The sequence below is a fragment of the Cupriavidus sp. YAF13 genome (genome assembly GCF_052113425.1).
Classification (GTDB): Bacteria; Pseudomonadota; Gammaproteobacteria; order Burkholderiales; family Burkholderiaceae; genus Cupriavidus.
Genome location: NZ_JBFRDD010000005.1, coordinates 133,168 through 153,392 on the forward strand (window position 1 = coordinate 133,168; position 20,225 = coordinate 153,392).

At 61.7% G+C, this 20,225-nt stretch carries 15 protein-coding genes; 6 read left to right on the plus strand and 9 right to left on the minus strand.

What is annotated here, in order from left to right; all coding sequences use genetic code 11:
• Window positions 1–236 precede the first annotated feature (236 nt).
• From AB4061_RS06525 to AB4061_RS06545, 5 genes are all read right to left on the minus strand, one after another.
• The gene (locus AB4061_RS06525; protein ID WP_441632033.1) at window positions 237–2,867 is read right to left on the minus strand and encodes a fimbria/pilus outer membrane usher protein; all 2,631 of its coding nucleotides are present in this window, start codon (window positions 2,865–2,867) and stop codon (window positions 237–239) included.
• A gap of 186 nt (window positions 2,868–3,053) precedes the next feature.
• A complete protein-coding gene (locus tag AB4061_RS06530; RefSeq protein ID WP_441632035.1) occupies window positions 3,054–3,833 on the minus strand; it encodes a fimbria/pilus periplasmic chaperone in 780 nt (259 codons plus the stop codon).
• Between the two features lie 112 nt (window positions 3,834–3,945).
• Window positions 3,946–4,497 (minus strand): fimbrial protein, encoded by a 552-nt coding sequence (locus AB4061_RS06535; RefSeq protein WP_441632037.1) that lies wholly within the window; start codon window positions 4,495–4,497, stop codon window positions 3,946–3,948.
• 234 nt (window positions 4,498–4,731) lie between these two features.
• Window positions 4,732–5,388 (minus strand): response regulator, encoded by a 657-nt coding sequence (locus AB4061_RS06540; RefSeq protein ID WP_441632039.1) that lies wholly within the window; start codon window positions 5,386–5,388, stop codon window positions 4,732–4,734.
• 653 nt (window positions 5,389–6,041) lie between these two features.
• Entirely contained in the window at window positions 6,042–7,196 is a 1,155-nt protein-coding gene (locus AB4061_RS06545) for an EAL domain-containing response regulator (RefSeq protein ID WP_441632041.1), read from the minus strand.
• Window positions 7,197–7,629: 433 nt separating this feature from the next.
• Here AB4061_RS06545 and AB4061_RS06550 point away from each other — a divergent pair, with 433 nt between their 5' ends.
• The 4 genes from AB4061_RS06550 to AB4061_RS06565 all read left to right on the plus strand — a co-directional run bounded on the left by AB4061_RS06550 (window position 7,630) and on the right by AB4061_RS06565 (window position 14,100).
• A complete protein-coding gene (locus AB4061_RS06550; protein ID WP_441632043.1) occupies window positions 7,630–8,295 on the plus strand; it encodes a response regulator in 666 nt (221 codons plus the stop codon).
• 80 nt (window positions 8,296–8,375) lie between these two features.
• The gene (locus AB4061_RS06555) at window positions 8,376–11,429 is read left to right on the plus strand and encodes an ATP-binding protein (RefSeq protein WP_441632045.1); all 3,054 of its coding nucleotides are present in this window, start codon (window positions 8,376–8,378) and stop codon (window positions 11,427–11,429) included.
• 190 nt (window positions 11,430–11,619) lie between these two features.
• Window positions 11,620–12,012: an RT0821/Lpp0805 family surface protein gene (locus AB4061_RS06560; RefSeq protein ID WP_441632047.1), complete on the plus strand. Its 393-nt coding sequence runs from the start codon at window positions 11,620–11,622 to the stop codon at window positions 12,010–12,012.
• 663 nt (window positions 12,013–12,675) lie between these two features.
• On the plus strand, window positions 12,676–14,100 hold the full coding sequence (locus tag AB4061_RS06565; RefSeq protein WP_441632049.1) for an aminotransferase-like domain-containing protein: 1,425 nt from the start codon (window positions 12,676–12,678) through the stop codon (window positions 14,098–14,100).
• Between the two features lie 61 nt (window positions 14,101–14,161).
• On the opposite strand, the gene AB4061_RS06570 is transcribed toward AB4061_RS06565, so the two are convergent.
• The 4 genes from AB4061_RS06570 to fdhD form a co-directional block, all read right to left on the minus strand.
• Window positions 14,162–14,419 carry a MoaD/ThiS family protein gene (locus tag AB4061_RS06570; protein WP_441632050.1) on the minus strand — a complete coding sequence of 86 codons (258 nt, stop codon included), beginning with the start codon at window positions 14,417–14,419 and terminating at the stop codon, window positions 14,162–14,164.
• Between the two features lie 55 nt (window positions 14,420–14,474).
• The gene (locus AB4061_RS06575; protein WP_441632052.1) at window positions 14,475–15,035 is read right to left on the minus strand and encodes a molybdenum cofactor biosynthesis protein MoaE; all 561 of its coding nucleotides are present in this window, start codon (window positions 15,033–15,035) and stop codon (window positions 14,475–14,477) included.
• A gap of 46 nt (window positions 15,036–15,081) precedes the next feature.
• Window positions 15,082–16,173 carry a GTP 3',8-cyclase MoaA gene (gene moaA / locus AB4061_RS06580; RefSeq protein WP_441632140.1) on the minus strand — a complete coding sequence of 364 codons (1,092 nt, stop codon included), beginning with the start codon at window positions 16,171–16,173 and terminating at the stop codon, window positions 15,082–15,084.
• A 245-nt stretch (window positions 16,174–16,418) separates the two neighbouring features.
• On the minus strand, window positions 16,419–17,288 hold the full coding sequence (gene fdhD, locus AB4061_RS06585) for a formate dehydrogenase accessory sulfurtransferase FdhD (protein ID WP_441632054.1): 870 nt from the start codon (window positions 17,286–17,288) through the stop codon (window positions 16,419–16,421).
• A 500-nt stretch (window positions 17,289–17,788) separates the two neighbouring features.
• Between fdhD and AB4061_RS06590 the strand changes: the two genes are divergently transcribed.
• Window positions 17,789–19,189 carry a cytochrome ubiquinol oxidase subunit I gene (locus AB4061_RS06590; protein WP_441632142.1) on the plus strand — a complete coding sequence of 467 codons (1,401 nt, stop codon included), beginning with the start codon at window positions 17,789–17,791 and terminating at the stop codon, window positions 19,187–19,189.
• Between the two features lie 4 nt (window positions 19,190–19,193).
• A complete protein-coding gene (gene cydB / locus AB4061_RS06595) occupies window positions 19,194–20,201 on the plus strand; it encodes a cytochrome d ubiquinol oxidase subunit II (protein WP_441632056.1) in 1,008 nt (335 codons plus the stop codon).
• Window positions 20,202–20,225 lie beyond the last annotated feature (24 nt).

Genomic DNA, 20,225 nt, shown 5'->3' on the forward strand with positions numbered 1-20,225 from the left:
TCGGAAGGAAAAGCCCAGTGTGTCTCTTTCAAAGGACGCTTGACGCTACTGATGTGAGAAGGTAAGCGCGCTCCGTGCGCTAACCGTCCCTGGCTTGTTCTGCCGTCCGGGGGAAAGCTGAGGGTCCCGCCTGACGCCGATGTGCGTTCATTCTGTTTCCCCGTTATTTCTGCCATTTCGTAGATCTTTAGGTGCTCAATCGAGCATGTGGCGTTCTACGCGTCCTCTCATCGTCTCTATCGACGCGCCTGATTCGAAGCGTAGTTCGGACGAGGCGCGCCATCCGCGCATGCCGCGTCGATGCGCTGCAGCGGCTGCAGCCCCTTTTGCTTCTTGCGCTCCGGCAGGGAGTAGGGAACATGACATACCGACGATTCGTCCTTGCCCCACCTGACAGTCAGTTCGCCCTGCGACTCCAGGCCGCGCGCGAGGATCTTGCCCATCTGGCCGACCGAGCCGACTTCTTTCCCGTGCTCGTTGACCACCGTGGCGCCAAACGGGAGCGGCTTGCCATTCGGCCGCCGGGGCTGGATCAGCGCCGAGCGCCCGGACTCGGTGGCAAATTTCACCATCGGGACGGATCCCGCCAGCGGGGCCACGCGCTGGCTCGTTTCCTTGAGCTCAACGTCGGTCGACAACCCCTTCGGGTCCAGCTCGATCATATTCATATTGAACGGCGTGAGATACGGCACGATCGCGTAGCCCCGGCTATCGACCCGCACGCCCGAGGCATTCGTCACGCGCGCGCCCTCCGCTCCCTGTGCTTCGACGATCGCGAACGTTTCCGAAAGCGGCTGCGACAGCGTGATCCCGCCGGGATGCGCGACCATGGCGCCGCGTGCGGACACGGACGCCTGCTGGTAATCCGCGCCGCCGCTGACGCTGGCGCTGAGTTCGGCATTCGGGGCGCGATACGTCACGTTGGCGCCGCCATTGGTCGTCGAACTGCCGTTGCCGTTCGCGTGATTGGCGTTCAGGCCGTAGGAGAAATTGTTGTCCACGCCGGCCGCACCGGAGACCGCCGTTTGCAGCTGGGTGCGCCCGGCGGTGTCGTACATCATGTTGCCCGACATCGTCACTGGCATCTTCCCGCCCAGCGGAATCGTCAGGCCGACGTAGTACAGCGTGCTCATCTGGCCGCCCGAGTTGCGCTGGCGCGTGGCGGAAACACTGTAGCCAAGATTCTTGTAGGCGTTGCTGTAGCCCACCGAATAACTCACATCCGAGCCGCTGCGGTTCCAGTACGTCGCCGTGGATGCGGTGGCACTGATATTGCCGCCGCGCTCGCCGAGCCGCTGGTTGAGTGTCAGCGATGCACGATTCCGTTGCCGGTAGACCGTGTCGATGGAGAGACCGCGTTCGGCCTGCTCGCGGGCGAGCATGGCGTCGTTGAGCCCGAAGTAGCCGGCCGTCGAATAGCGGTAAGCCGCGATCGAGACGTTGGTGCCGGTCGCCACCACGTTTTTTGCATAGCTCACCCGCACACTGGAGCCATCGAAGCGCTTCACGCCCGGGATCGAGGTGCGGGCCTGCGTGACGTCCGCCCCGAGCGCGCCGTACGAGGTATTCAACACGCCGCCGGCCATCACGGAGACGTAGCCTTCGGCCACGGTGATACCGCCGTATCCGGTCAGCAGGTTGGTGAAACCGTGCTGCCAGGTGCCCTGGGTGAAGAGTGGATTCTTCGAGCTCTGCTGATTGCGCACCGTGCCCGCCACGACACTGTAGCGGCTGGTGCCAGGACGCAGCGAGAGCGGCACCGCCGCATAGGGCACGGAGAACGAATGCACGGAACCATCCGCTTCCGTGACGGCAACGTGCAAGTCGCCGCCGTATCCGGTCGGGTAGAGATCGTCGATCTCGAACGCACCCGGTGCGACCGTGGTTTCGTAGAGCTTGACGCCGTTCTGCGAAATCGAGACCTTCGCGTTGCTGTTGGCCACGCCGCGCACGACCGGCGCGTAGCCGCGCAACGATTCCGGCAGCATCCGATCGTCCGTGGAGATGCGCACCCCGCGGAACTGGGTGGAGTCGAACAGATCGCCTGAGGTATAGGACTCGCCGATGACGAGCTGCGACGACAATGACGGCAGGTTACGCTGCAAGTAGGTGGCGACGTTCTGGTACTTCTGGCGCCCTTTGTCATCCAGGCTGTACGACCCGTCGTGACGGAAATGCCAGCTCCCCAGGTTGGCGCCCACGTTCAAGCCCAGATATCCCTGGGTCTGTGCGTGGCTGCCCTGGCTCTTGGCGCTGTAGACGTTGGCGTTGTAGCCGAGCATGCCGACAGGGACGCCGGCCTCCCACTGGTCTGGGCTGACGTAGCCGCGCGCGTTACGAACCAGCGAAATCTGCGGAATGCTGAGATTGAGGCGCTGCTCGCCGAAGTCGAAACTGGAGCTGGCGTCCGGAATGGCTTGCCCGAGGCGTACGCAGGCATCCGGCTCGGCGAAGGAGGCCTTCACATGGTGAGGCAGCTTGCCAAGATTGACCCCGGCCTGCTTCAGCAGCGCTTCATTGAAGCAAGGCTGGGCATCCGCCGTGCCGGCAACGGCCTTGAACGGCACACTGGCGCGCCCCACCCAATTTTGATCGACATAGATATCGACACTGTACGTTCCGGGCGTGACGATATTGCTGCGCTGGAACTTAGACAGATCCACGCTGCCGCCGCTGTTGTTGAGAAAGCCGCTCTCGAACTCAAGTGGCGTGGACTGGATCTGCGCGATTTGAAACGCCTCCGGCGTGCTACCGTCCGCGTTCGCATTGCTCTGCCAGCCGGCCAGGCTGGTCAGGAGCAAAGCGCATATTGGCCGCAACTGCGGCATGTGGCCAATATCGGATTTCAGACGCTGAATCGGCGGCATACAAAACACTCCGGGAGTAAATCGTCAGGCGATCATGGATCGGACCACGCCATCGGATCTACGGTCCGACCTTGCCACCCGACATTGGTACGTGGCGCACGGATGCGCAACGCTTACTTGTGTGAGATTTCTGTTGGCCCAGCAGTGAAGCTGGTCAGGGTGCGCTTACCGCGCTAACCGGCTACGTTAGTGCCGCGTGTCGATGGCGACGGACATTTGCGTATTCTTGCCGCCGCCCCAATCGTCGATGCTGCTGTAGTCGACCGTTGCATCCGCGGCGGGCATCGATTCCAGCCCCTTGATCAGGAATGTCTGCGATGCGCCGGGGCGGACATAGCCCATGCCTGCATCGAACGTCTTTCCACCCATCTTCAACTGGACACTGCCGAGGCTGACAACAAAGGGGCTTGGGTTGACGGCCTTCAGGACATACTGGTTAGCTTCCGGGCCGCTGGCGATGTGCCACTTGAGCAGTGCCGGGGCGTCCTCGGCCTTACCCGGCAGGCCGGCCGGCCGGTACATCAGTTTGATCCGAGTGCGAAAGGCAACCTGAAGGCGGTTGCGCTCGTCGTCGGCGGTTGGCTTCGGGGGGACGTCCAGTACGTTGAGCCAGAACAGCGATTCCTTGTCGGTCGGCAAGGGCTCATTTGTATAGATGATGCGCAACGTCTGGCCTTTGCCGGGCTCGACGCGGAACATGGTCGGGGTGAGCGTGAATGGCACGTCGATCTTGTCAGGTGAATCATTTTCGTTCCCGGTATCGATCCACGTCTGTACCAGGGAAGGAAGGCGGCCATCATTCGTCACCTTGAGGGTCACCTCGCGCTCTTCGGCGGGAAAGATGACGCGCGTGCCTGACACGACAACGGCTGCGGTGGCCGTTGTCGCGATCGATGCGGACACAATCGATGCGGACACAATCGCCATCACCTTCGATAACTTCGACTTCGGAATGTTGAGGGTCATATGAGTATCCTTTGCGTTAATACCTCCTGTCGCAAGCCACCGGCCGATACCGGCCGGATGGCTTGCAAGCTGGTACGATCAATCCCCGGTGATCAGAGATCCGTCTTTGCGCTTAGGGGTACATCAGGGTGTATTGCACGAACGAGTTCGCGGTACCCGCGGTTGCCAGGCCAGTCGCCGTGTATTCGGCGGCGTAGCTCATATTCGCGACACCGGTCTTGCTATCGATGACCACGGTCTGCGAGTTCTGGTCGGCGCTGGCCGCACCTACCTTGATCGGCATGGACTGATCGTTCAGGATGCCGATTTCCACGTTGGACGCGGCGTCGGTGCCCTGCAGCTTCAGACGGCCGGTGCTGGCGTTGACGGTCGTGCCGGGTTCGAAGGAAACAGAGACCTTCGTGGGCGCGCCTTCAGTGACGGCGCAGCCCGTCAGCGAGAGGACGAACGGCGTGCGGCCGGCAGTGGCGCCCGCCTTGGCCAGCGTGGTGGTGCTCACGCGCGGCAGGGCCACGGCCAGATCGTTGGTGCCAGCGTTGATCTTGCAGGTGGAGGCGATCACGCTGCCGGTGAATGTGATGGTGCCGTCAGCAGCTTGTGCCGAGCCAGCTGCGGTCATCAGGCCAGCCGTTGCCAGGGTGATTGCCAGAATTTTCGATTTCATTTTCAGATTTCCTCTCGGAGGTTGTTAAAAGTAAGCTGCTAGGGTTGCTTGATATGCATGGCCACTCGGCAATATCGCGAGTGAATGGCTTTGCATTCATGCAAGGGTTGAGGCTGCACACTCTTTCATGAGTGATTACCTCGGTACTGAGTGCCTCACAGCCGGTACTGTGGGCGACCCGGTATCAGGGAAGCCAGCCAGAAGATGGCGGGGAGCCGCTGCGAATGCAGTTCATCAATGCTGGCTATGACTAATGTCATTGCCATACTTGATGAGATCGACATTGCTCTTGATTCCGAGCTTTCGCATGGCGCTCATCTTTTGGCAGCTGATTGTCTGCTTGCCCTTCTTGAGGAGGACTGCGATTTCACCGACGGTCAAGCCCGATATGTAGAGGCGCATCACCTCGGTTTCGCGGGCAGAAAGCGGTTGTGACCGATCGATGTTGGACTGCAAGCAAGCTAGCGCCAGGCGGACCCGTGGAGAAATATATTGCCCGCCAGACGCGCTGACATGAATGGCAGTGATTACCTCTGTTGCATCGTCATGCCGACCCACGATAGCGGAAACGCCGAGGGCCAGAACAGACTTGATGATGGCGGGCTGCTTGTGCCTGGTCAGTACAACAATCTTTGTATTCGGGTGAAGGCGGCGAAGGCGGGATATATAAGACAGCCCGTCGCCGGATTCGCCTCCACGAATGGAGTAATTAGTTACGATGACATCGCAATTGATGTCGGACAAAGTATTGAAGAGTTCAGCTGACGATTCACATGACGCCAGGACGTTTATCGTAGAAATTGAATTTAGTGCGCATTTCAAGCCATCCAGTATCAATGGAGTGTCGTCGGCTATCACCACGTTTATATTTAATTTACGCATATTAACCATGGCCCCTTTGTTTGCTGATTGTCTGGTTATCCCCTATAGCGATTGTGGCGTGTGGAGTTGCAATATGTGTATCTTGTACGATTCTTGGTCCGAGATACATAGGACATGTACGAAATTTTCAGGGCTTAATAGGACAAGTCCTAAATTTAACAATTGTTGACACTTTTCATCCCGCAGGGTCACAGACCGGAATTCCATCAAACCTTCATCTGCGCCCTGGCATCTCCGGCGATGTCAGGGCGCGCTGTGGCGCGGGTTTCAGGGCGTTGATCCGTGTTGCGGGCGCTACATAACAGCGCGCAAGTGGCCGTCTTGGCAGGCTTGCGTTTCGCTGTGCCCATGGGGCTGGCGCTTGATCCAGGCGCAAGGATTGCTGGCGGGGCGGCCGCAGCGAAGCGTTCAGGGCGGTTCATGAGGCAAAGCCTTGTTGTGGCTGATGAGAGCCGGGAGGCGATCAGGAAAGGCAGGGCGTGTGGCTGCTTATGCAGAAGCCACCGCGAAAACGACAGCGCTAGCGCCAAGGGGGAGGCCACACCACGGATCGCCACAAATCACCACGAGCCGCTTCCGTTCAATGGTCAGAACGACGAGCGGCAACCGTAGGCGACGCTAAGTGACCCTAAGTGATGGTAGGCGCAGCGCCATGCGCCGGATCAGCTTGCGGAGAAGAAGCGGACGATGGCGTCTCGCTGGATGGCGGGCGATATCAGGAAGCCTTGCGCCCTGTGGCAGCCAAACTCCTGGAGAAGCCGTAGTTGGGCTTCGGTCTCCACGCCTTCTGCCACAACGGTCAGGCCCATCTTGCGCCCAAGCTGCACCACGCTCGAAAGGGCGGCACGGAAGGCATCGATCATGATGGCGTCCTTGATCATGGACCGGTCCAGCTTCAGCTCCGTGAAGGGCGTTGCCACCAGTCTGTAGAACGAACTGAAACCGCTGCTGAAATCATCCTGGGCCAGGCCAAAGCCGTGCATGCGCAGCCGGCATGCGCCCGCGTAGTAGTTGCTTTCCTGCGCCTCCATGGAGTCTTCGGTCAACTCGAAACAGATACGCCGTGGATCTCCCTTGGCCGCTGTTACCTGCGCATGCAATCGATCGGGAAGATCCGGGTCGTCCAGCAGTTTGGTCGTGAGATTCACGGAGACGGCAATATCGTGGCCGCAGGCCTTCCATTCTCGTTGTGCGGCTAGCGTCTGCGCCAGCATGGTCTGCAGCAAGCAGGCCTCAAGCCCCTCGCGCTCGATGGCGGGCAGGAAGGCACCGGGCAGCAGCAGCCCGAATTTCGGGTGTTCCCAGCGCACCAGCGCCTCCGCCGCATGGCCCAGGTCGTCAACCAGCGCGTACTTTGGCTGGAACCAGGCTTGCATTTCGCCGTTTTCCATGGCGGCGATCAGGGTATCGCGGTGAAAATCCGGGGTGTTGCCGGGACGGGCGGGACGTACGCGCTTCACGCTCTCGCCGTACGCGCCAAGCGCGGCATGCACGCCTTGCTGGGTGAGTGGCTTCGGCAAGGTAGCCATTACCGCGATGCCCAGCGACTCGGCGACCTTGCGGGCGCCGACCAGTATCGGCCGTGGCGCGGTGCTTGTGATGACCAGCGCCGGTGCGATCGCAGACGTAGGCAGGCTCTGGATGATCTGGATGCCGTCAACGCCGGCGATATTGAGGCCGGTGACAACCAGGTCGAAAGTGCATTCGCCCAGGCGCTGCAAGGCTTTGGCTCCGTCGGTATAGCCTTCCACATGATGGTCGCCCTGACAGGCGAACATCTGCATCGTGGTGGAGAGGTGCAGCGGATTCTCTTCCACGACCAGGATGCGGTGACGGCTCGCGCTGCCCGGGCCTGCGGGCTGATCGTGGGCGCGCGCGCCACAACCGTGCAATGGGGTGCCATGGAGTTGGGCTTGTTGCAGAGCGAGGGTGCTGAGAGATCCTTTCATACCGACAGGATAAAAGGATGGCCGGCATTAAAGAATAGGACGAGTCTGAATCTAGCGGTTAGAGCGAAAGAAATCGACGCGCCAGCCATGCCCGGCTGGCAAGCGAGGGGGCATYGGCAGGGATCGTATACCATTGATATGGTCTACTTCGCACTTATAGGCGGGAAAGTGATCGAAGAGTATCATTGCGACCGAGGTTGAAAACCCTGGCGCGGTGTGGACCAAGAACTGTTGGTGGTGACGTCGCTATTTGCCATTCGCACCTTGGGGTCTTGTGCAATTTTCTACAAGCGTGGGCTTGATGGATGACTTTCATTTGCGTGTCATGGTGGCGGACGATCACCCAGTCACGTTGCTTGGCATAGCCCATTCGCTGCAGGGGGCCGGTGGCATCGAGGTAACCGGGACAGCCTCGKATTCCACGGAACTGATCGATGCGCTCGGCAAGCAGCCGTGCGACGTTCTGGTGCTCGACTATGTCATGCCGGATGGTAAGTACGGCGACGGACAGGCACTCATCTCGATGATCTTGCGGCGCTTCCCCGAGGTGCGCATCGTGACCATCACCATGGTGGACGATCCCGCGGTGCTGCGCGCCATCCAGACGCTTGGCGTGACCTGCATACTGAGCAAGTCCGATGCCATGGCGCATATCGTCACCGCTGTGCATGCCGCCTATACCGGTGGGCAATACGTGTCGCCCACGGTTGCGTCCTTGCTCGAAGATCAGGAGGACCCTGGCGCCACGCGCAGGCTGAGTGTCCGGGAGGCGGAAATCGTGAGATTGTTCCGGGCGGGCTACAAGGTGGGCGAGATTGCTGCCCAACTGCATCGTAGCAAGCAGACCATCAGCGCGCAGAAGGTTGCGGCAATGAAAAAGCTCGGGGTCACGCGCGATGCGGACCTGATCCGCTACAGCGGCAACGAGACGCAGCCGGAGCCGGAAGGCGGCCAAGAGGAAGCATGACGCCGGCGCGCCCCCCGGCACGCTCTGCCGGGCTGTGCGCCTGATAGATCCAACATAAGCAGAATGATGTCGACTTCGCCGTGAAACTGAAGCCCCTTGTCAGGCACCGCATTTCCCGCGGCCGCCGCGACTTCAATCCTGAGTTGATGAAGCGGTATCAGCTTACCCTGCTGTATGGCGGTGGCGCCGCAATATCGGCCTTCATCCTGCTGTGTTCGGTGTTGGCCTTGTGGATGGCTGCCAGTGACTACAATGCGGCGGCACGCGCTGGCTTTCTGACGCAGGAATCCAGGCTCCTGGTCAGCATGACAGGGGCCGGCGCGGTCTTGAAGCGGGGCACGGGCTATGCGGAAGGCGTGTGGGACCGCCAGGCGCTGCCGTCGCCAGCCTTGCGTGAACAGTACCTTTCCAATCATGGCCAGCTGCGGATCAGCCAGGATTCGGGCCGCCGGGTCTATGCCGTGGCCACCGAGGTCAGCGACGCCCGGCCCGCGTCGAGTTTCTTGCCGCTTCTGGCCATGGTGGAGAAGCAGCTCAAATCCAGTGTCGTGCTGACGCGCACGCCCGAGCTTTCCGCGAACACGTATTTCCTTTCCGTGCAAGGGGATTTCCTGGCCACGCTGCTCCGGTCGGGAAGCGGCTACGGTGTGCCGGCGTCCCGCCTGCCCGATGCGCTCAGATTGTTCAAGGAGACCTGGCCAGACATCGTCAGCCTCACGCAGGCTGCGGTAGCCCATCCCGAAGCCACGCCGGCGGACGTGATCTGGATGGCGCCGCAATTTGATCCGCTCTCGGGCGAGCTGGTGGTCCGCTTCGTGCAGTTCTTGTTTGACAGCGATCACAGGCCGCTCGCCATTGTCGTTGCCAACAGGCGTCCAGGCCGGTTCCTGAATGGCCTGCAGAATCCGGAGGAGGGGGGCGAATTTGCCATTCTCGACGGGCACGGCAAGGTGCTGTTGACGCCTGACGGCGAGCGCAGCGCCTTCATCAACCGTGTGGCAGCCACGCAGATCGCTGCGGCGCGGCCGGGCGTGCAACAGACCTTCAAGGATGGCATCTTCAAGATCAGTGACCGCCTGCCGGGGACGGACTGGAGCCTCGTCTACGCTTATACGCCTTACACGATCCTGGCCGGCCTGAAGTACCGCCTGCTGACGATCAGCGCCCTTGCCCTGGTGGGATGGCTGTTGCTGTGGGTCCGCATTGTCATTTTTCGCCGCAAGATCCTCCTGCCCTCGTATGCGCGCGCGGTGCGCCTGAAGGAAAGCCAGAAGCTCAACCGCGCGCTGATCCATACCGCGCCGGTGGGCCTCAGCCTGCTTGCGCAGGCCGATGGCAGCGTGATCGTGGACAACAATGTGATGGCCCGCTATGCCGAGCAGGTTGGCGAGCCGCCGCTGAACCAGCGCATGTGGGAACTCTATCAGCGCGCGTCGGCAGCGCGTGCGGACCGGCCGAACAGGAACCGGCCGTTGCTCGGCCAGGAGCTGACCATCGGGGCGGGCACGCAGGCCATGACGCATCTGCTGGTGAACTTCACCCGTGTCATGTATCGAGGCGAGGCGGCTCTGCTTTGCGCGCTGCTGGACATCAGCGCGCAGAAGAAGACGGAGCAAAAGCTCAGGGAGGCGCGCCAGGCGGCGGACCAGGCCAACAAGGCCAAATCCACGTTCCTTGCCACCATGAGCCACGAAATCCGTACGCCGCTGAATGCGATGATCGGCTGCCTGGAACTCATGGGGCGCTCGCCATTGTCTGCCGGCCAGCGGCGAAGGCTGGAGATCGTCGAGTCGTCGTCCGCTTCGCTGCTTCGCATCATCAATGACGTGCTGGACGTGTCCAAGGTCGAAGCGGGGCAGCTGACATTCGAATCCATTCCTTTCCGTTGCGACCAGCTGCTGCAGAATGTGCGCGACACGTTCGCGCCGCTTGCGGAGGCCAAAGGCCTGGCGCTGACTTGTGACATCTCTCCCGATGTCGGCGGCTACTTTCTTGGCGATCCGACCCGGATCCGGCAGGTGATCGCCAACCTGGTCAGCAACGCGATCAAGTTCACGGAATCCGGCCATGTGGCCGTTCGCGCCGCCTTTGTGCCAGACAACGAAAGATCTGTCGTGCAGTTCGATATTGCGGATACCGGTATCGGGATGGACCCGTCCGCCGTGCCAACCCTGTTCGCGCTCTACACGCAGGCTGACAGCTCCATCCATCGGCGTTACGGTGGCACCGGCCTCGGGCTGCCGCTGTGCCAGCGCATTGTGGAAGCAGCGCAAGGGCATATTTCGGTCGAATCCACGCCGGGGCAGGGCAGTACCTTCACGGTCAGGTGGCCATTGCAACGCACGGAATCGCCCCTCCAGGGCGCACAGGACAGCGGAGCGGCGTCGGCCAAGGCATCGGACGCTGCAAGCGCGGTGGAGTCCAGTGACGGCGAGCCGCCCATCCAGGTGCTGGTCGCGGAAGACCACCCGGCAACCCGCGCCATGCTGGCCGATCAGTTCGAGCAACTCGGCTTTGACGCGACGATTGTCGAGAATGGCGCGAAGGCACTGGAGGCGCTTGCGCAAAGGCAATATGACGTCGTGCTGACGGACATCGGCATGCCGGTGATGGATGGCTATGCCCTGGCCTCGGCCATCCGGCGGCAGTATCCAGGCCTGCCTGTCGTGGCGATGAGCGCGCATAGCACACCGGAACAGGCGCATCGCAGCCTGGAAGCGTCCATTTCCACGGTGTTGGTCAAGCCCTTGCCGCTCGCGGTGCTGGGGCGCGTTCTGAGGTCGCATGCGGGTCGAAGCGCGCCGAGAGAATCCGCTAGTGACAAGACATTGCCGGAGTCGCTGGAATTGCCGGAATTGCCGATCACCCCTCAGGTGTGCGAGGCGATGCACACTGCCACGCGGGAGACAATGGCGGCGATGACGGAGGCCTTGCCGGCCGGCAACGCCGATGCAGTCCTCAATGCATTGCACTCGCTGAGCGGAGGCTTCGCACTGGTGGGAAATGCGACCCTGGCGGAACTATGCATCGGCCTGCAGCAGTTGGTTAGAAGCGAGGGGCTCGAGAGCTTTCAGGGGCTATGGCCAGCGTTCCAGCAGGAAATAGAAGAGGCGCTGGGGGCGTTGAAAGCCTGAAGCCGGTCATCGCGGCTGCTTGCGAATGCAGCCGCGGCAAATCGGCTCGGGATGCGCACTCGATCATGGGTGGCTATTGCGCTACCATAGGCAGCTTTTTCATGTTCTGAAAAGAGCTGGCGGCCCAGTCGGCAGACGTTTGCCGGGTCATGCTCCCCGCTCTTTCAGCACCCCACTTAAGGATACTTTCATGTCGCTTCGCCTGTTTCTCCGACGCGCGCTGCTCTGCGCCGTCACGCTTGTTCCGGCCGCGCCGGCTCTCGCCTATTTCGACACGTTCATCCATGGCACCGTGATCGGGAGCATGAGCCAAAAGGAAGCGGCCGCACTATACAAGGCGGTCAGCAAGACGCTGGACGATGGCACCGACGGTGCTGTGGTGCCCTGGACCTACCCAGCGTCAGGAAAGCGCAAGCCGATCGAGGGAAATCTAACGCCGATGAACGGTAAGACCGACAAAGGCCAGTCCTGCCGCCAACTGAAGCTTCAGTTGAAACGCGCCGACCAGGAAGACAACTGGACCGGCTGGTTCTGCAAGCAGGGCGACGGGCGCTGGCGCTCGCGCAAGCTCAGCGACGGTTGAGCACCTGTCGGGTTCGCTGTCCGCATTGACGCCGTCGGGCATATTTCGCGTCGTTGGCCAACCGCCTTCGCGATTTGAGGGGGCGGTTTTCCAACACGAGGCGATGCCCCGGCTCATCCCCGATCCGTAGCCACACAAGATAGAAGAAGTGCCTGTCAAGGCATGCCGCCCCAAACGCGCTTGGTCGATTTTCGCGCCAAAAGTGCTCGCCGGCTGCGCCGGAACCAATAACTTCCCTTCCGCATAGCTTGTCACGTGGCGATCTGCGCACAGCATCGCGATGTGAAGTACAGCTTTCCATATCTCACGCCTAGACTGCAACTGTGTTCTATTTCGGCGCACTCATGTGTGCTTCTTATGAATACAGCTTCGCCCCTACTATTCCTTCCAACAAAATCACGCGTGGCCGGTTCCAGTCCCCAAGGCTCGGCGATGCGTATTCATTGGAGCTAYCGTCGTGAGAGACGAAGCAGGGAAGATAAGCGAACTTCGCCCCCACCTTGTCGCCGGGTTGCACCCCGGACGACTCAACATCATTGCGCTGCCCGGCATCAGCGCCATCAGATTTGACGCATGCCGTTCGGCCGCGCAGATGCAACTGGACGATCCAGCTTTCCGCCGCCTCGATGCACCTGGCTGTGACCCGGTTGGAGGGCGCGTCCAATGAAGCTCTACGAGAAGTTCGCCGACGATATCGAGCGGTTGATCCAGCAGGGCGTCTACCGCCATGGCGAACGACTGCCTTCCGTACGGCAGGCTAGCCAGCAGCACCGGATCAGCATCACTACGGTACTGCATGCTTACCTGCTGCTGGAGAGCCGCGGCTTGCTGGTGAGCCGGCCGCAGTCCGGCTACTTCGTCGACCTGCAGCGCGGAAGCGACGAGCGGCAAATGCAAGAATTGCGAGCCTCGAAGCCGATAGCCATGTCCGCCTCGGTGGACGTCAGCCGGCTAGTGCTTTCGACGTTGCGCTCGATTGGCGCCGGCGATGCCGTGCCGCTCGGCTCGCCGTACCCGGATCCCGTTATGTTCCCGTTCGAGAAGCTGAACCGGTATGCCTATATGTCAGGCCGCGAAAAGACGCTCTGGAACGTGACGAACGCGCTTCCGCCCGGCAATCCGCGCCTGGTCCGGCAGATTGCGCGCCGCTACCTTGAGAACGGCATGCCGGTCGACCCGAATGAGATCATCATCACCGTCGGCGCGACCGAGGCGATCAATATCTGCCTTCAGGCAGTGGCAAAGCCAGGGGACGTGATCGCCGTCGAATCGCCAACGTTCTACGCCATGCTGCACGCGATCGAGCGCATGGGCATGAAGGCGATCGAGGTATCGACGCATCCGGAGTACGGCATCGATATTGCCGCCCTCGCAGGGATCATGAAGTCGCAGCCGATCGCGGCCTGCATGGTCATGCCCAACTTCCAGAATCCGCTTGGATTCCAGATGCCGGATGAACGCAAGCGCGAGCTTGTCGAGTTACTGACGAGATCGGACATTCCGGTCATCGAGAATGCCGTGTACAACGAACTGTATTTTGGCGACACGCATCCCAGCACGTTGAAGACCTATGACCGCAAGGGCATCGTTTTGCATTGCTCATCGTTCTCGAAGAGCCTGACGGCAGCCTATCGCATCGGCTGGGCGCTGCCAGGCCGCTATCGCGATCAGGTCGAGAAGCTCAAGTTCCTGAACACCTTGGCGACCCCGACGGTTCCGCAGCTTGCCATCGCGGAGTATCTCGAGCGTGACGGCTTCGAGCATCATCTGCGGAGGATTCGCAAGGCCTACGCGCAGCAGGCCAACCTGATGCGAGCCATGGTTTCCCGCTTCTTTCCAGAGGGAACGCGCATGTCCAGCCCGGCCGGCGGCTACGTGCTCTGGATCGAGCTACCCGCGAAGGTCGATGCAATGCAGCTCTATCAGCTAGCGCTCGACCGTGGCATCACGATCGGACCAGGGTATATGTTCTCGAACTCCGGCAGCTACCGGAACTTTATCCGCCTCAACTACAGCAGCCCGTGGTCGAGTCGGATCGAGGAAGCGGTGATCGAGGTCGGCAAGCTCGTCGCGATGTGTGCCCGCTGACCGCAGCCGGGTGGTGATGCCGGGGCGGCCCTCCGTCCGGGGCCCCGCCGTCAGGCATCGATCAGCCGCCCGTGACAGGGGGAAAGAACGCGATCTCGCTGTCCTCGCGCACCACGAAGGCACCGTCAACCAGCTCCAGGTTGACAGCGGCCCGTACCGGCCGGTCGGTCTGCAACGCTTGCGCCGAGCGTGCGTCTCGCGATGCGAGCGTTTCCCTGATGCCCTCTACGGTGATGCCGGGCGCATGGATATCGACGATCTCCTGCGTGACGCCAAGATGTTCACGAATGCTAGCGAAGTACCTGATGGTGAGTTTCATGTGCGCCGTCCTACTTCTACTTCTACTTTCGGGTTCTGGCTGGATGGGCAGGGGATCAGCCCCAGCGGTTCACAGCCAGTTCGTCACGTGCCTTGGATTCGACCCATTCCGATGTGCCGTCGCGCCGGATCTCCTTTTTCCAGAAGGGCGCATAGGTCTTGAGGAAATCCATCAGGAACTCGCATGCATCGAATGCTGCCTCACGATGTTGAGACGCGACGATGACCAGGACCACCGGATTGCCGAGCGCGATACGACCGATCCGATGCACGATCTTCACGGCATCCAGTCGCCAGCGGGCGTTCGCCTCCTCGATGATGCTCCATAGTGCCCGTTCGGTCATCCCTGGGTAGTGTTCGATCTCGAGCGCCGCAATATCGTCGGCATCGCCGAATTGGCGCACGACCCCCAGGAAGTTCACAACCGCACCCACGTTGGGATTGCGCATGATGGGATCGACCTCCGTTGCGAAGCCAATCGGCTGCTGCTGCACGCGCACCTCGAAGCCAGCGGCGATGGCGCGCTGCGCAAAGTCCGCGTTTTCTGCGTTTTCCGCCGCGTCCGCGGCATCCGCGGCGTCCTCGGCTGTCATCTTTGAATGGAACGTGGATGTCATTGTTGTTCTCCAGGTATCGGCTCGCTTCGTGCCCATTGGTGAAGATTCAACCCCCGACGAGCGACATGCGGACAGTCGGGTAACGCTTACCTTGCCTATGGCTGCGAGCCGCCGCGCGCAGCTCGGAATAGCGGTCGGCGCGGCTGGTCCACTGGTGGCGGATCGCCTGCGCCAGTTGTGCCTCCGACACGCTCTCCGACAGCCATGGCCTGAGGCTGGTCCCTTGACCGGCGAACAGGCAGGTATAGAGCTGACCATCAGCCGACACGCGCGCGCGTGAGCACGATCCGCAGAACGGTTGCGATACGCTTGCGATGAAACCCACCTCGCCGCCGCCATCCGTGTGACGGTAGCGGACCGCGGTGCTCGCTCCCGGCCCCTGTTCGACGGGGGTCAGGGGAAACTCGGATTCGACCCTATCCCGAGTCTGCCGAGCCGTGAGCACCGCGGCATCGGACCAGAAGTCGGCCCCGCCGACGTCCATATACTCGATGAATCGCACCACCACGCCAGTGCCTTTGAACAGGCGCACGAGCGGGAGGATCTGGCTTTCGTTCACGCCCCGCTGGACCACCGCGTTGACCTTGACCGGCGCAAGCCCAGCCGCGGACGCGGCCTCGATGCCGTCCAGGATGCGCGACACCGGCACGTCGGCGTCGCTCATGCGACGAAATACAGCGTCATCTACCGCGTCGAGACTGACGGTCACGCGGCTCAGGCCGGCGTCCTTCAGCGCGCGGGCTTTGGCGGCGAGCAGCGTGCCGTTTGTCGTGATCGCGATTTCCAACGGCTTGCCGGACACGGTCGTCAGCTTCGCAAGTTGCTCCACCAGTGCTTCCAGGCCGCGCCGCAGCAGTGGCTCGCCGCCGGTAATGCGGATCTTCTCGACACCGAGCGACGTGAATGATCTTGCGATCTTGACCATCTGCGCAAACGACAGGCGATCGGCCGACGGCATGAACGCGTAGTCGGCAGGGAAGACCTCCCGCGGCATGCAGTAGGTACAGCGGAAGTTGCACTGGTCGATGACCGAGAGGCGCAGATCGCGCAGCGGGCGACCGAGCGTGTCAAGGACGCCGGCATCGACGTCAGCCGATGTGCGGGTGTCGGCAAAGAGGGAGACAACGTTCTGCTTGATGGCGCTCACGATCTATCCGGTGGCATGCGAGGCGAGGCTGTGGAAGGGCCGGTCTCCGGCATCTGCCTTTAAGGCTTCGGGCCGGAGGGCGAGAGCGGCCGGTCCGCCAATGCGGGTGGCTTGCACTCAGCATAAGCCGGACCCGAGCGGGGTCGGGCATACAGTTCGCCCAGGATCCGAAGAGTACAGTTACACATCGCGAAGCTCGGGAGTGCCCTGCGGGAAGCGCATCGGCGCATGGCCCTTCACCGCATTCCGTGATGCTGGCTCGCAGCCGCGGCATCGATTGCCGCGTCGCCGGCCACTGGCGTGTACTCCACGAAGCCGTCGCCACGGCAGAAGCAGAGCAGCCGTATCCCCGCCTGGCGCGCGATGTCGATCGCGAGGGTCGTGGGGGCCGAGATTGTCGCGATCATCGGGATATGGAGGCGCGCGGCCTTGCGCACAAGCTCGTAGCTGGCACGGCTGGAAAGCAGAACGAAACCGGCACGCGTATCTGTCTTGCTTCGTGCAAGCTGGCCGATCAGCTTGTCGAGTGCGTTGTGCCGGCCGACGTCCTCGAAGACCTCGAGCACGGCACCGTCCCTGGCGCACCATGCCGCGGCATGGACGCCCCCTGTCCTGCGCATGAGCACCTGGTGCTCGGGCAACTCGCGCGTGGCGCGCCAGACGGATTCGATGCCGATGTCAGCCGCCGAGCCTGCGTGAAGAATGCGCGTCGGCTCCAGGTCCAGCAGCGCGATGCTCTCGATGCCGCAGACGCCGCATCCCGAACGCCCGGCGAGGGATCGCCGCCTTCCTTTCAAGGCGGCGAACGCCTCCTGGGAAATTGTCAGCCTTACTTCCGCGCTGCCGGCATGGAAGAGTGCCTCGATATCGAATACGTCGGAGACGCGCTCGACAATCCCTTCGCTGAGCGAGAAGCCCAGCGCGAATGCTTCCAGATGGATGGGCGTGGCCATCATGACGGCGTGCGAGATGCCGTTGAACACCAGCGCAACGGGCAGTTCTTCCGCAATGTGATCCGAGATTGGATACGCGTCGTCGTGCCTGTGGCGTATCACCGTGCACTCGACGCTACCGGTTCGATCAATGACGGACGGGCATTGCAACATGGGGACCCCTTGAAGGCATTAAGTCAGCCGTTCAGATCGTGCGCGGGTGCAGGCGCCGCCGTTCCAGAGCACGGGCGTGGCGCATGCCGTGGGCAGTCCGCATCTGGCCTGACAGTTGGATTTATATGCGCCGCCAGGCCGAATCGCTAGAGCACAGATCCGATGACCGTTGCCGTTGCCGCGCGCTGTATGCGAACGCYGCGACTTCGGTCAGGCAGGACACAGTTTGCATGCTATCGCGACGCGCACCCGCTTTTCGGGCACAGCTCAATACGAATCGACGGAATACAGTTCACGTGCAGCGACATTCGTTTGCATGCCCTCTCAAAACTGCACTATCGTCGTATCCAGATTTGGTGCCCTCGCAGTCTCGGTGTGTCTCCGGTCAGATGGTTCAGCGTGTCCCCGGCCTCGCGCGATCCGCGTGGGCGATCTTCGATTTGACTCGTGCGGTCCTGGCTGATGCCGTGGACCTTTCCTTCCAGGTGCAAGTGAGAATCATGGAAATCTTCGATGCCTTACATCTTGCCAGGCTGCAGTTTGCCTTCACCGTTTCATTCCATATCGTCTTTCCAGCGATCAGCATCGGCATGGCGAGTTTCCTTGCCGTGCTGGAATGGCGCTGGCTGACGACGGGGGATAGCAGCTACAAGGATATGTTCCTGTTCTGGTCGAAGGTATTCGCGGTCAGTTTCGGCATGGGCGTGGTGTCCGGCGTTGTGATGGCCTACGAGTTCGGTACGAACTGGAGCGGGTTCTCGCAGGTCGCGGGCAACATCACGGGACCGCTACTGACGTATGAGGTACTGACGGCCTTCTTTCTCGAGGCAGGCTTTCTCGGCGTGATGCTGTTCGGCTGGCAGCGGGTGAGCGCCCGCGCGCACTTCTTCGCGACACTGATGGTTGCCTTGGGCACGCTGATCTCCACATTCTGGATCCTGGCGTCGAACAGCTTCATGCATACCCCGCAAGGATTCGCCATGGAGAACGGCCGCATTGTCCCGGTCGACTGGCTGAAGGTGGTGTTCAATCCGTCCTTTCCCTACCGCCTTGCACACATGACAATCGCGGCATTCATCGTGGCGGGATTCATGGTCGCCGCCTGCGGCGCCTGGCACTTGTTGCAGGGGCGGCGCGATGTGCCGGTCAAGCGCAGCTTCTCGATGGCGCTGTGGATCCTGCTCCTGGTGACACCGGTCCAGATCGTCGTGGGCGATGCGCATGGCCTCAACACGCGCGAGTATCAGCCGGCCAAGATCGCAGCGATCGAAGGTCTTTGGGAAACGGAGAAGGGTGGCACGGCGCTCAATCTGTTCGGTCTTCCTGACATGGAGTCGGAAGAGACACGCTACGCGCTGAAGGTCCCTCATCTCGGCAGCCTGATCCTGACGCACAGCTGGGATGGTGTGATTCGCGGCCTGAAGGAGTTTCCGCGGCAGGACCGGCCATATTCGCCGATCCTGTTCTGGACGTTCCGGATCATGGCGGGGCTCGGGATGTTGATGCTGCTGACCGCGCTGCTCGGCCTGCTGCTGAGAAAGCGTGGCCGCCTCTACGAAACGCGCTGGTATCAGTGGCTTGTGCTGTGCATGGGGCCATCCGGGCTGATCGCACTGCTGGCGGGCTGGATCACGACCGAGGTCGGCCGCCAACCCTGGACCGTGTATGGCGTGCTGCGCACGGAAGATTCCGTCTCTCCGATCAGCGCCCAGCTTGCCGGGGTTTCCTTGCTGATTTTCGTCATCGTGTACTTCCTGGTCTTCGGGATGGGCGTCTACTACATGATGAAGCTGATGACGCGCGGGCCGGTGCTGAACTCGCATGCCGCCGCATCGCTCAGGCACCCAGGATTGCGCAGCCGCGCACTGGCCGCACCATCAGATGCGCTGGAAGGAGAATGATTCCATGTCAATCGATCTGCCCGTGATATGGGCCGCCATCATCGGCCTCGGCGTTTTCATCTATGTGATGCTCGATGGATTTGATCTTGGCATCGGCCTCCTGTTTCCATTCTTCGAAGCCAAAGGCGACCGGCAAGTGATGCTCAATACCGTCGCGCCGGTGTGGGATGGGAATGAGACCTTTCTGGTGCTCGGGGGGGCGGGGCTGTACGGCGCCTTCCCGGTCGTCTACGCTACGCTGCTGCCGGCGAACTATCTGCCGCTGATCCTGATGGTCGTCGGCCTGATCTTCCGGGGCGCGGCATTTGAGCTGCGGGCGAAGGCAAACCGCACGCAGCATCTGTGGGATCTCGCCTTTATTGGCGGCTCCGCGCTGGCGTCCTTCTGCCAGGGCATCGTGCTGGGTTCGCTCCTGCAGGGGATCCGGATCGTCGATGGCCGCTTTGCCGGTGGACCGTTCGACTGGCTCTCGCCATTCAGCGTGTTCTGCGGCATCGGCGTTCTCCTTACCTACGCCGCGCTGGGCTGCGGATGGCTGATCCTGAAGACGGACGGTGAGCTGCAGCGCAAGATGCGCTTGCTGATGCGGCCTCTGGTGTGCGTGCTGCTGGGTGCCATCGCGATCGTCAGCCTTTGGACGGTGCTGGGATTGCCCGCGGTTGCCCGTCGCTGGTTCGGCAGCGRCAACCTTGGCTGGTTCCTGCCGGTGCCTGTCCTGGTGCTGGCCTGTGTCTGGGGCATCTTCCGCGCAGTCCGGCTGCGCCGCGAAGCGACCCCCTTTCTCCTGACGCTTGCGCTGTGCTTTCTCGGCTATAGCGGCTTGATCATCAGCATCTGGCCGAACATTCTTCCGCCGTCGCTGACGATCTGGGAGGCTTCTTCCAGCCCGTCCAGCCAGCTCTTCGCGCTGGTTGGCACCGTCATTGTGCTACCGGTCATCCTGGTCTACAACGCACTGCAATACCGGGTATTCCGGGGCAAGGTGCGCGAGGGCGACGCCGGCTATCACTGACACATGCCAGATACCGGTCGCGCC